The sequence below is a fragment of the Legionella sainthelensi genome, assembly GCF_900637685.1.
GTDB classification, from domain to species: domain Bacteria; phylum Pseudomonadota; class Gammaproteobacteria; order Legionellales; family Legionellaceae; genus Legionella; species Legionella sainthelensi.
This window is the reverse complement of record NZ_LR134388.1, coordinates 1531521-1544431: the sequence shown is the minus strand read 5'-3', so window position 1 is coordinate 1544431 and position 12911 is coordinate 1531521. Positions and strand designations below refer to the sequence as shown.

The window sequence follows — 12911 nt, the reverse complement described above, 5'->3', positions numbered from 1 at the left end:
ACAACCAATAAAAAATATTGCAACTATTAATTTAACGAATTGAACATAAAAAGAATTAAGCGTTTCTTTTTCTCAATTAATGCTTGAGTTTTAACTGTTCAATGAAGTGTCATTTCATTAAAATTTTCCCCAATAACACTACATCGCAAAACGCTCATCAATTGACGTAATTAGCTTTTGATGAATACCGTTAAAACCACGGTTACTCATAACCAATACAGCATCTCCTGCTTGTACTGTTTTTGAGACTTCATGAACAATATCATCATGGCTTTTACAAATGGTATAAGGGCAGGTCCAATGATCCAGGGTTTTATGTAAATCAAAATCTTGAGGCTCCAAAACATAAGCACCATGAACTGATTCCAAAGCGTGTGCCATTTCTGCGGCATGAACGCCTGTACGCATGGTATAAGAGGCAAACTCCAAAACTGCAAAAATTCGTTGATGTCTATTACTTCGTTTTAAAGCATCAACAGTGCGCATTATGGCGGTAGGATGATGAGCAAAATCATCATAGACTGTAATACCATGCTTAGTGGAACGAACTTCCAATCGTCGTTTCACGGGCGTAAAACGTTCCAAAGCTTCAGCAGCAACTTCTGGGTTCACTCCTGCATTTACGCTCGCAGCAAGCGCTGCTAAACCATTTTCCACATTAAAACGGCCAATTAAGGGCCAATTCACTTGCGCAACCTCTTTTCCCAGATGCACTACTTTAAATGATGAACCATTCTCTTCAAGTAATTTTGCAGACCACTGAGCATTCCCATCCAAAGAAAGCTCTTCAATTCGTGAGTATTGGCCTCGTGCAATTACTTCATTTAACGCCTTGTCATGACAAGGTTTGATCGCAACACCACTTGCAGGTATCGTTCTTAGTAGATAATGAAACTGCAATTGAATTGCGGCAAGATCAGGATAAATATCCGCATGATCAAACTCTAAATTGTTTAAAATAGCTATTCTTGGTCGATAATGCATAAATTTAGGGCGTTTATCAAAAAAAGCACTGTCATATTCGTCTGCTTCAATAACAAACCATTTTCCTGGACCTAAACACGCACTGGTTTTAAAATCTGATGATACTCCACCAATCAAAAAGCCAGGATTCAATCCTGCTTGATGTAAAATCCAAGCAATCATAGAAGTAGTTGTTGTTTTTCCATGCGTTCCTGAAACAGCAATCACTTGATAATTGGATAAAATGTTTTCAGCGAGCCATTGAGGCCCTGAAGTATAAGGTTTTCCTGACTCCAGAACAGCCTCAAGTACAGGCATTCCTCTTTTAATTGCATTACCTACAATAATTAAATCAGCCTGCAATGCATAACGCGTATCCACATAACCTTCAGTCCAATCTATGCCTTTTGCCGCAAGTAAATCACTGACAGGCGGATAACAATCAGCATCGCTGCCAGTAACTTTATGCCCTGCTTCACGAGCAAGCAAAGCAAGTGCACTCATAAATGTTCCACTGATACCTAATATATGTAAATGCATAATAATCCTAATCTCATTGTAATAAAGAAACCGTCAAAATATTAACAGCAACTAAACCAAAAGCAGTTAATACAGCTTGAATCATCGTCACATTTAATGCAAATTTATAAATATTAGCTGTAATAACAAATTGCCAAACTGATAACCCTAAACTTAAAAATAAATAAATAATGCCCAGAAATAAAAATAAAGGAGTTCTTAAATGAAACTGAGATAAATACGGCGCAATCAACAACAATGGAAGAACTAGTAGATGAATGATAATGTTGATAACAAATAATGAAGTAACAACTTGTACAAGTCTTGCTGCAAATCCCTTAAAGGACAAAACCAGATAGGTATAAATTACGTCAGAAAAAATCAAGAAGATAGAAATAAGTGCACTACTCACTACATCATCGGAAGATTTAAAAGAAGTAAGGTCCCATTCAATCATGATAAGCAAAGCCAAAAAAAAACCACTCAAAACCATTCGAGAAATAGAATAAGAAGTATTTTCAGGGCTTTCCTTTAATAAACAGATATCCCAGTAACGATCAAATATAAGATGAAACATTATGTCTTCATTTTTGAATGGTAGAGTATTCGTCCTATTACTATTAAGTTAGTCCACAACCCTCTTCATTAATTTCTTCACCATGCTAAGCTGCTGAATCACAGGCTCATTCCATGGCCCTGATATTTTATAACTGTACCCAGAAATTTTTTGCATACTTTGACTTATAATATTATTCGCAACCCATGCTGCAACACCAGCAACAGGACCGCCTGCAATGGTCGCGACAACTGGTAAACTTGCAGTTATATGGGGTGAGATCTTTAAGTTCAAATTGTAAGTATGCTTGGGTAAATTTAAATCTCCTTTCATACCGGCATAAGCAACTGGGCCATCCAAATAACTGTCTTGGGTGCTCATGATTCCATCATTAATGATAAAATTTCCCTGAAAAATGTCAAAGCTATATCCTTGATGAGACAAATCACTAAAATCCAATTGCAATCGACGAGGAATGGTCTGTAAACTCAAAATACTTAATAGCTTGCCTAAACCTAATTTTTCTTCAGTTGCCTTACTTAAATGAGTAATCCTTCCATTTTTAAGTTGGAGATACATCTCTCCATTTAATGAGGCAAGAGAAAAGTTATATATTCTATTTTTCCAACCCCCGTGAAACTCCATATAACCTTTTTTAGCATGGACTGCAGGAGTAATATTCCAGCGCTCTAAAGTTTTTGATAGTTGCGTCATGTTTAATTTAACATCGAGTTTTGTTTGATTAACTTTATTTTTTTCGGTCCACTCGCCCTGAACATCAAACTGATAAACTGGAGAATCAATTCGGCAATAATTTATTGTCCATTTTCCAACACTGGACTGACTTTTCATAGTAACATTACCAATTTGTAATTTATTCACTGATAAGTTATCAATACGCAAATTGAGATTTGGAATTTGATGTGGGTGAATTTGTACTGAATCAACATAATCCTTATCAGCAACATAGATTTTATCTAAATTCAAATACTGGACATGGCCACTCAACTCGTCGGTTGGTGCATGATAAACCAAATCGGCAGCAATCATTTTTTGCTTTAAACTAAAAGACCAATCCTTATTTGGCAGTATTTTTGCTTTAACAGCCATTGCATTGAACTGTTGTTTTAAAAAGCTAAATTTATCAATGGTTATATTAATGATACGTAGTTTATTTAATAAAGATGTATTCGTTTGTGTTGTAGAAAACCGTGTATATATATCCTTCCAATCATGTAAATCAAAACCTTTTAACGAACCTACTAGTGAAAGCCCAGGTAAATTCTGATTTACCGCATTTGCACTTCCCAAGCGTAACTGTCCTGAACTAAAAGCCAACCCCTGTTTTTCGTTTTTAAACAATAGATCGGCACTGAGTCGTACATCATAATTTCCTCTTAAACGCATTGATTCTCTTTCATTAAAATCAATATTTAAGTTTAGAGGGGTTTTGTCATCTGCCTCTTTTCCTAAAGGTGCAGGTAAATGAATCGCTAATCCCTCCAAAGAGCTGCTTAAATTAATACTGTCTGCTTCGGAAGGTTTATCCGTGAGTTTTAATTCTGCATTCACTAAAAAAGAACCATCAGCTAAAGCAAAAATAGGTAATTTAAATTGATCCTTTAAAGAATCAACGCTACATTTTCCATTTACAGTAATCGTTGTAGCTGGTTTTGGCTGTTTAATAGATTGAACTTTAATTTTCATTGGATTTTCAAGAATGTCAGCAGACATAGAACTATCAGTGACCCCTGTTTCATTAAACATTAATTCACCTGATAAATTCTTAACAGTAAACTTGCTTAATTTATGATTTACAGTGATGGTATTATTTTTAAAAATCGCATTTCCCAGAGCAAGCACCGTATCATTTTCAGGGTATAAAGGAGCCTCTACCCTTAAATTAAGCAATGCAGTTCCCTTAACAGACAACATTTTCAAAAGAGAAAGTTTTTTCTTGAGAGGAGAAGCCATAATATAATTCATCATTTTTTGAACTGATGCATTAATTTTTCCAGTAACAATCAAATTTTCTTTATTCTTCCCTATATCATCAATACGCAAATGCATTTGTTTGGCCACAACACCCTGAAAATTAGCATGAGCTATATCAATATTTAAATTACGCTTATTGAGGTGAATATAGCCATCGATGTCTTTAATCACTTGCCATTTAGAATTGATTGCAAGCTCTCCTCCACTCGCAAAGCTGTCTATAGTAAATTCACCTGTATTATCATCAAAAGGAAAATCTTTCGCTAAGCCATTAACCCTAATTTGACCACTCGCTTCAGAAATGCGTTTTAAATCATTTTTTAACCAAAGATATAATTTGGGTTTTAAATATTCTTTAGGAAGAAAAGCAACCCATTGCTGCCAATTTTTCCCAGAAAATTCGGCGCCCAAACGAATATGACCTATAGATTCACGACTTACCTGATCGACAACGCCCTGCATGCTCATAGTCAACTCGGGCTGACTAAAAACAAACCTATCTATGCTAATACGCAAACCGTCATTCAAGTTTTTCCAATCAAAAGCGCCATTGAGTAATGATAAATTTTGTTCTGGATAACCATTTACCTGTATGGAAGTGTTCTCGGAGTCAAGCTCTAAACGTCCTTCGTCTGGTTGCCAATTAATCACGCCTGAAAGATTATGTACTTCAGGAATAGAATCTTTGGCACTCCATCCCAGCTGTTCGAAACGTGTTAAAATATAATTAATGGAATAATCATTAAAAACTATTTCATTACCATCTTCTTGTAAACTATCTTGAGTATTTTTCTTGTTCTCATTAACCCCTGCAAGTTCTATTTGAGGTAACGTATCTGCACCTACGCTCAACGTATTAAAATTTGGGATAGGAGGAATACTTGAAAGATTGGCATTCGCAGTAATCATGATCTGAGAATCGTGCAAGACTCCCTGAGGTTTCATATCCAACAGAGCTTGCATACTTTTAGGCCAGTCAATTGCATGAGACAGTAGGGACTCAATAATAATTGACTTCACAAATAATTGATAACTTTGTTGCTCTTTCTTGTATTTAAGTAATAGCTGATTTTCAGGCCAACTTATTCCTCCCATACGCAATTGAATGTGATCAGCAAGCAATTGCCATCCCAGATTATCAGGGTTCCAGGATAAGTTAGCAAAAAAAGACTGAACCAATTGGCTTTGTTGATTACGTAATAGACGCCAAGCCAAGCGTTTAAAATCCACCTGTGCTTGTACCGAAGTAATCGAACCATGGCGCATATCAACCCATACAGCAATGTTCCCTTTACCCCCTTCCAAGTGTTCTGTTGCTTGAGGAAACAAACTTTGCCATTGAGCAGGTACAATATTTTTAGCTGAGAAATAAAACCGGCCTTTTATCTCCTCAAAATGATCCGGATCAAAATATCCATCTCCTAATAGCTGAAAATCAGTACTGTTCGTTTGGGCGAGTCTAGCTCCTCCCTTAAATTTATAATGTCCACCGCTATTGGCAACGGATACATTTAATCCATCGACTGGAATCAATCCCCCATCGCTAAAATAAAAATAAGCTGAAACATGTTTAATAATTAAACGTTCTTGTTGTGATAACCAAACTAAAATTTGTTTGGTTTTTTCGGGGGTCATATCGCTATTGAGCGCATTAGTAGTAATACCATCAATAGTCCAATGAGCATCTTTTTCTCTGAGATTAAGATGCATATCATCAATATAAAGAACACCTGGCTGTATTTGCCAATTCCATAAAGATTTGAATAGATTAATCCCTACTAATAATTTATTGACATGAAAATTATTATTTGCGTCATCGCCTAAAGTCACTTGATTTAATTTAAGTACAGGATGAAACCAATACCATCCTGTCTCTATAGTCTGAATGGTAACTGGCTGGCCAAGAAGAAGGGATAAATGTTGTTCAATCTCTCCTTTATACTCTTTCGCCCATGGAGTCAGTGCACGGAAAATGCTGGAGAAAACAGCCATAAAAATAATGAAGACTGCTAAATACATCCAGATTCGTTTAAATACTTTACTCACGCTTGTGATTCGGTTACTCATTAATTGTTTTACTATACCATTGCTTTCTTGCTCATACTACTTTTTAAGCTTTATACAGTGTAACCTTCCTCACGCATTTTCGCTAATTTATAACGTAAAGTTCGCTCGCTTACTCCTAATAAAGCAGCTACTTTTTGTCTGTTACCTTCATTTTCCAATAATGTTTTCTCGATCAATTCAAATTCATGGACTTGTAAGTTTTTACTGTGTGCTGTTGAACTTGTATCTGGAACCAAAGGGGCATTTAAGGATAATTGTAAATGTTCCGCTTCGATAATACCTTGTGTTTGCAACACCAATGCCCTTTGAATGACGTTATCAAGTTCTCTTGCATTTCCTGGCCACGGATAAGCTAACATCAGCTTTTGCGCAGCAGGACTAATTACCGGAACTACCGGTTGCTTATGTTGGCAATGTTTACGCGTTAAATAATTGGCTAAAGGAATAATATCATTTTTTCTCTCCCGCAGTGGATGCCATTGCAAGGGAAAAACATTCAAACGATAGAACAGATCTTCTCGAAAACGCCCGGCTTTCACCTCATCTTTAAGTAGTCTATTTGTTGTAGCCAAAATACGCACATCAAGATTTATTGTTTTGTTAGCACCAATGCGCTCAACCTCTTTCTCTTGTAACACACGAAGCAATTTCGCTTGCAAACTTAAAGGCATCTCGCTCACTTCATCTAAAAGCAAAGTTCCACCTTGCGCTTGCTCAAATTTTCCTGGAGTAGATTTATATGCTCCAGTAAATGAACCTTTTTCATAACCAAATAAGGTTGCTTCAAGCATTTGTTCAGGAATTGCTGCACAATTAATTGCAATGAAGGGTTGTTTTTTTCGCGGGGAATGATCATGGATAAAATGAGCCAACACTTCTTTCCCAGTTCCGCTTTCACCACTGATCATGACTCCTACATCAGATTGAGCAACTTTTAATGCCATAGACAATAATGCCTGGCTTTTTGGATCTTGGGCTATGGGTTCTCCAGTATTTTCATCAAATTCAACTTTAATGTATTGATTGATTTTTTCAGTTAATACTTGGGCACTAAAAGGTTTTTGTAAATAATCTACAGCACCATGATGAATAGCCGTCACTGCGTCTTGAACGGAACCATAAGCAGTCATTAAAATAACCGGCAATCCGGGTCTTTTTTTTTGGATTTCTGATAATAACTGATTTCCATCCATTTCATCCATGCGAATATCGGATAAAACAACGGATGGATTATGGATTTCAAGAAGAACTAAAGCTTCCTTTCCATTTTTGGCTGTAATATAGGTATGGCCAGAAATAGTCATTGTTTCAGCCAGAGCTTCCCTTAATACCGGATCATCTTCAACGATTAAAACATGACTCATAAGATTTCCTTTTCTAAAAGTTAGTACCCCTCCTAGGGTAAAAACAAATTAACTTGTGTGCCAATTCCTTCCGTAGACTCCAAACTCACTTGACCACCATGTGCTTTTACTACGGCATAAACAACTGCCAAACCCAGACCGTTGCCTTGAGCTTTTGTAGTATAAAAAGGTGAAAAAGCCTGGTTCTTCACCTCTTCTGTCATCCCTTTTCCATTATCCTCTACAGTTATTTGTATACCTGAATTGTCAGTAGATGCAAGTGTTAAATTAATTTCTGTTGCCTCTGATTGTAATGAATTGATCACTAAGTTTAAAACTGCGCCAAGGAGTGACTCCCCATGGATTAATGCCTCACATGTGATAAGTTGGTTATTCACATTAAACGATACTCCTCGGGCCAAAACATAAGGTTGAGCACGTTGAACCAGTAAAGAACACCAATCGGTTACATCCATGCGTGTTGGTTCGATGGTAGTGCCGCGAGCAAATAATAATAAATCCTGAATTTGTTGTTCAATACTACTATGGCATTCTTGCAATCTCAGAATCCAACTTTGAGTACGAGAATCCAAATCAAGAAGATTATTCAAATGTTCTGTATACAACATAGCGGAAGCTAGAGGTGTCCTGATTTGATGGGCTAACTGAGCTGTCATTGTACCAATAGAAACTAAACGCTTTTCATTTTCCTTTGCTTTCTCATAATCTCGTGTTGCCGTAATATCTGTTAAACTAACCAGAATACCAGGCAAACTATCCAAAGTAGCAACTGCTACATGAACGCGCCGTCCGTCCGCTAGAGAAACTTCATGACCATCATCAACACGCGGGACAAACGCCCGCAGAATCACATCCAGCCATAAAGAACCGAGTAACCCATAACCTAGCATCGCTTCGGCAGGTGGGTTTAACCAAACAATTCGCCCTTGAGAATTAATAATGACTAAAGCCGTAGGCAAACTCGATAGAATATCCCACTCAGAAAGAGGTATTTGCGGTTTTACAGCACAAGTTTGGTAATTAGAATAATGCATGCTAGATGAAATTATTATAATTAATAGATTGACTCTAACAAATTTAGATCCAAATGAGAATATCTAAAAATTATCTAATTAATTATAATCCATAAATATTTCAGTATTTTTCAACTAAAGCTTCGTCGATTCTCTTTTCCAAACGCTTCTTGAACAACAGTTTTTTTTATTGAAATTAAGCCATGTTTAATTTTATTACCTCGTTTAATTGTATTCACTATGTCGTCTACATTTAGAGGTACCCTAGTAATAGATTGGTCAGGTAGTGGCTGTTCTAAAGAAGTTTTATCCTTAAGCGAAGTCTTTGTTTTCTTTATACCCTTATCTATTTTTTTTTCATCCATATCATAAAGAGGCATATCACACGCTTCATTTGTATCTGTATCATGAATTATCACATCACATATATCATCAAGAACTCCATATGAATTACTATTTTCTGATTTATTCAGGTGGTGGCGGTTAGATTCCTCAACCTTTGTTGATGCTTGTTTCACCACGTTTTGTTTAAACACACGAAGCTCTTGAAATAAAGCACTTTTGTTTGCATCAAGCCCTGGAAAAATTTTATTACCTGCCAATTCGCTTAAATGAAAACATGCCTGCGTTATTTTAGTCATCTTAGGTAAATTATCTTTCATATCATTAATACGACTAACCCTCGGCACCCTAAAAAATCCAAGAGAAACTATATGAAGAAACCATCTAAAGTTATTGGCGTTTTCTAAATCTTTGACTAGTAATGCTTTATCTAAAACGTTCAAATATTGATTCACATGAGTAAGTGCTTTGCCTTTGAACAATAACGCTGAATTAAGCCTCGGATCTTGAAGTGATTTTTCTAAATGAGCTGGCACCATTTGCTCTAGTTTTGCTTCTAATTTAATATTTAGACTATCTGCAGTTAAAATTGTTTGAATTAATTTTATATCTTCATAAGTGCTTAATTTAGGTGCAGGAGATAATTTTTCTATCTCATGTAGAAACATATCGGGTGAGAATGCTACCTTCTCTAATAATGTTTGAAAATGTTTGATAGATAGCCGATCTTTTGAATTTTCTCGAGTTAATTCTTGAACAAGTAATGATAGATTCGTTGCCTCGTATATTGCGGGTTGAGACTTTACAAATTTACTTAATAATTGCCATTTAACAAACTTTTCCTCAAAGTCTTTTTCACTTTCCGCGTTATAAGGTATAAGATTACTTTTGAGCATAAACTCTTTTAAAGCCGTACCTACTTGAAAAGACATATAAGAAGGCATATCTAGTTTTGTAATAAATGCTTTAAAATTGAGGCCGATACTAGCCGATCTAAGACAATTTTGATACTCGGGCGCTCCATAAGCAGGAGAACTGGAAATTTCATTTACTTTTGGATCTCTTTTATCAGTGACTGTTTTTCTATCACTAACAATAAGTCGCTCACCATCAGTTAAGAAATTGGATAATTTAATATCAGGATGATAATGCCCTGAGTCTATCAATTGGACACAAAAATCGCTGAGCTTTGCCATAAACTTCCGTGTTTGCTCCAAAATTTCTTTTGGATCTCTACCCTTCAGTCTTTCAGCATAACGAGCTAAATCTCCTTGTGCTACGAACTCACTAATCACGACGGGTTGATACATTGTTTCGTCATCCTCATTCCAAAAGGGAACCATAATCGTTACATAATCTTCAGAGAAATATTCACTTACTTGATGTGTTTGCAATTGTTGTTCTTTACCAATCGTATTCCGATCTTCTACTCGGATTACGGTGCTTACTGGTTCACCTTCAATATGAAAAGTAAAGTTCTTATTGTTGCTCTCGGAATTACCAAGAGCTGTGGTTTCATATTCATCAAACGCTTCATGGACAAATCCCTGTATGGCATCAACTTTTGCATAAACAAGTGATAAATAATGCATATGCCTTTGAATTTTTTCTTGTAATTGGTGATTCTGTTGATAATAAGCTTTTATGGTTTGATTATACTCAATATATTTCGCAATATTTTCCTGAGTGGAATCGTCTGTAAATAGTTGATCGCGCTCTTGCATTGCTTTATAGAAGCCTGTTTGCGATGTGGCTTGTAAAGGACTTAATGGAGAAAAAACGCGATATACAGCATTGGCAAATTCAATACTTTGCAATAATTTTGATGAATCACGATGTATTCCATATTTTTGTAAATGACTCTCTAATCCATTTTTGTCGGGTTGATTTCTCCATTGAATTACTTTATTGATTGTACTGAATTGAGTTAAGTAATTAATTTTTTGTAGATAAAATAGCTTTTTTAATTCGACATTTTCTTCTTTATCAGAAATTTCATTATATTTTAAAATTAGCTTTATGAGTTCTTTTGAGGAGTTGGAACTTGGGATATCTAAATGCCTAGACATGGAACAAACCTTAATGAATTATGATTTTCATTGTCAACACAATTGTATGGGAAGTATAAATTCAACTGATTGTTCAACATTGAAAATTGACTACTATTTCTAATAACGATATTACTGTATTTAATTATTTTTTTTATCCAATGATCTTAAAAAAGCGAGTTTCTCAGCGATTTTTATCTCTAAACCGCGTTCAACTGGTTTATACCATTCCGGCTCTTCCATTCCTTCAGGCAAATAGTATTCCCCAGAAGCATAAGCATAGGGCTCATCATGTGCATAACGATACTCTTTGCCATAGCCAAGTTTTTTTAACAATCGAGTTGGTGCATTACGTAAATGGATAGGTACTTCTTGAGATTTGTCCTGTTTTACAAAATCCATTGCTTGATTAAAAGCCATATAACCCGCATTACTTTTCGCGGCTACGGACAGATAAATAACTGCTTGTCCCAATGCAAGTTCTCCTTCGGGAGAGCCAAGACGTTCGTATGTTGTGACAGCATCATTAGCAATTTGTATTGCCCGTGGATCAGCCAAACCAATATCCTCCCACGCCATTCTTAAAATACGTCGTGCTAAATATAGAGGATCTACTCCTCCATCTAACATGCGACATAGCCAATAAAGTGCCGCATCAGGATGAGAACCTCGCACCGATTTGTGCAATGCAGAAATTTGATCGTAAAAATTTTCTCCACCTTTATCAAAACGTCGCGTATTTTTTGCCAAAGAGTTTATAACAAATTCTTTGGTTACATGTTCAGTATTCATTGCAGTACATGCAGTTTCTAATTGTTCCAGAGTATTTAACAATCGTCTAGCGTCTCCGTCAGCAAACCCGATAATCATTTCTATAGCATCTTCATCAAATTGAAGAAGGGATAAAACTGCTTGATGCGCTTTTTGGAATAATTGCCGTAATTCGTCATCCGTTAATGGTTTTAAAACGTATACCTGGGCTCGAGAAAGTAAAGCAGAGTTAACTTCGAACGAAGGGTTTTCCGTTGTAGCACCTATAAAAGTAACTAAGCCTGATTCTGTATAGGGTAATAATGCATCTTGTTGTGCTTTATTAAAGCGATGAATTTCATCAATAAACAATAAGGTATGTTTACCATAAATTAAGTTTTCTTGTGCTTTTTCGATCGCAGCACGAATGTCTTTCACTCCCGAAAAAACTGCCGATAGTGCTATCCATTCACAATCAAAAGTATCTGCGGCAACACGGGCAATTGTTGTTTTGCCAACTCCAGGTGGGCCCCATAAAATCATGGAGTGAGGTTTTTTTCCTGCAAAGCTTAATTTTAAAGATTTACCCTCGCCTAATAAATGGCTTTGCCCAATCACCTCATTGAGACTCTTGGGTCTTAAAAGTTCTGCCAATGGTGGTTTAGGTTTTTCCTGAAACAAAGTCATTGTTGAACCACATCCACCCCTTTAGGTGTTTTGAATTGAAACATATTGGAAGCCAATTTAGGGTTCAATTTAATTTGAGATAATTGAACAGTAGTTACTTGTCCTAATTGATCATAAAGTTCTAATCCTGTTAAGAGATCTTGTCTAAAACTCAATTTAATTCGTTGAAAACTTGCCTTAGAAGATTTTGATTTCAAATCAAAAACTAATTCACCACCCATTTCATTTTGAGATACATTAAAATCTCGAGTGACTGTATCGTCATAACCACTTAAGAATAAAGCAGCCGTCCCCCCTAAACCTTTACTTTGTTTTTTAACCGTTACTTGTTCTAAATCTTTATCATAAACCCAAATTTTTTGACCATCAGCAACCATCAGCTGTGCCATCGGTTGCGCTGTTTGCCAACGAAATCGCCCTGGTCTTTGCAAAGCCATTGTACCCGATGAGCGCGATACGACTCGATGTTTTGCTTTCACTGATTGTTTGAAATTGGCAGTCATTGCACGAATTCCATTAAGTTTCGCCTGTAATAATTCGCCTGGTGTTTGACAAAATACCGCTGTAGAGATACTTAATAACAATGCACTCAATATTTTTTTCATAG

General features: G+C 36.1%; 8 protein-coding genes. All 8 read right to left on the bottom strand.

Annotated features, from left to right (window positions below):
* Positions 1–138: 138 nt before the first annotated feature.
* Positions 139–1503 (bottom strand): UDP-N-acetylmuramate:L-alanyl-gamma-D-glutamyl-meso-diaminopimelate ligase, encoded by a 1365-nt coding sequence (gene mpl / locus EL220_RS06875; protein ID WP_027270171.1) that lies wholly within the window; start codon positions 1501–1503, stop codon positions 139–141.
* A gap of 13 nt (positions 1504–1516) precedes the next feature.
* Positions 1517–2059: a hypothetical protein gene (locus EL220_RS06870; RefSeq protein WP_027270172.1), complete on the bottom strand. Its 543-nt coding sequence runs from the start codon at positions 2057–2059 to the stop codon at positions 1517–1519.
* Positions 2060–2107: 48 nt separating this feature from the next.
* On the bottom strand, positions 2108–6100 hold the full coding sequence (locus EL220_RS06865; RefSeq protein ID WP_027270173.1) for a YhdP family phospholipid transporter: 3993 nt from the start codon (positions 6098–6100) through the stop codon (positions 2108–2110).
* Positions 6101–6150: 50 nt separating this feature from the next.
* Positions 6151–7464 carry a sigma-54-dependent transcriptional regulator gene (locus tag EL220_RS06860; protein WP_027270174.1) on the bottom strand — a complete coding sequence of 438 codons (1314 nt, stop codon included), beginning with the start codon at positions 7462–7464 and terminating at the stop codon, positions 6151–6153.
* Between the two features lie 32 nt (positions 7465–7496).
* Positions 7497–8498, bottom strand: a complete 1002-nt coding sequence (locus tag EL220_RS06855; RefSeq protein WP_027270175.1) for a sensor histidine kinase — start codon at positions 8496–8498, stop codon at positions 7497–7499.
* A 110-nt stretch (positions 8499–8608) separates the two neighbouring features.
* The gene (locus tag EL220_RS06850) at positions 8609–10888 is read right to left on the bottom strand and encodes a hypothetical protein (protein ID WP_027270176.1); all 2280 of its coding nucleotides are present in this window, start codon (positions 10886–10888) and stop codon (positions 8609–8611) included.
* A gap of 120 nt (positions 10889–11008) precedes the next feature.
* Positions 11009–12304: a replication-associated recombination protein A gene (locus tag EL220_RS06845; RefSeq protein WP_027270177.1), complete on the bottom strand. Its 1296-nt coding sequence runs from the start codon at positions 12302–12304 to the stop codon at positions 11009–11011.
* A complete protein-coding gene (gene lolA, locus EL220_RS06840) occupies positions 12301–12909 on the bottom strand; it encodes an outer membrane lipoprotein periplasmic chaperone LolA (RefSeq protein ID WP_027270178.1) in 609 nt (202 codons plus the stop codon). The genes EL220_RS06845 and lolA overlap by 4 nt, the downstream gene beginning before the upstream one ends.
* Positions 12910–12911 lie beyond the last annotated feature (2 nt).

What these genes read in the sequence shown, in the direction of transcription:
- EL220_RS06865 (WP_027270173.1), bottom strand. Translation starts at nt 6,100, where the DNA reads ATGAGTAACCGAATCACAAGCGTGAGTAAAGTATTTAAACGAATCTGG.
- EL220_RS06855 (WP_027270175.1), bottom strand. Translation starts at nt 8,498, where the DNA reads ATGCATTATTCTAATTACCAAACTTGTGCTGTAAAACCGCAAATACCT.
- EL220_RS06860 (WP_027270174.1), bottom strand. Translation starts at nt 7,464, where the DNA reads ATGAGTCATGTTTTAATCGTTGAAGATGATCCGGTATTAAGGGAAGCT.
- EL220_RS06845 (WP_027270177.1), bottom strand. Translation starts at nt 12,304, where the DNA reads ATGACTTTGTTTCAGGAAAAACCTAAACCACCATTGGCAGAACTTTTA.
- mpl (WP_027270171.1), bottom strand. Translation starts at nt 1,503, where the DNA reads ATGCATTTACATATATTAGGTATCAGTGGAACATTTATGAGTGCACTT.
- EL220_RS06850 (WP_027270176.1), bottom strand. Translation starts at nt 10,888, where the DNA reads ATGTCTAGGCATTTAGATATCCCAAGTTCCAACTCCTCAAAAGAACTC.
- EL220_RS06870 (WP_027270172.1), bottom strand. Translation starts at nt 2,059, where the DNA reads ATGTTTCATCTTATATTTGATCGTTACTGGGATATCTGTTTATTAAAG.
- lolA (WP_027270178.1), bottom strand. Translation starts at nt 12,909, where the DNA reads ATGAAAAAAATATTGAGTGCATTGTTATTAAGTATCTCTACAGCGGTA.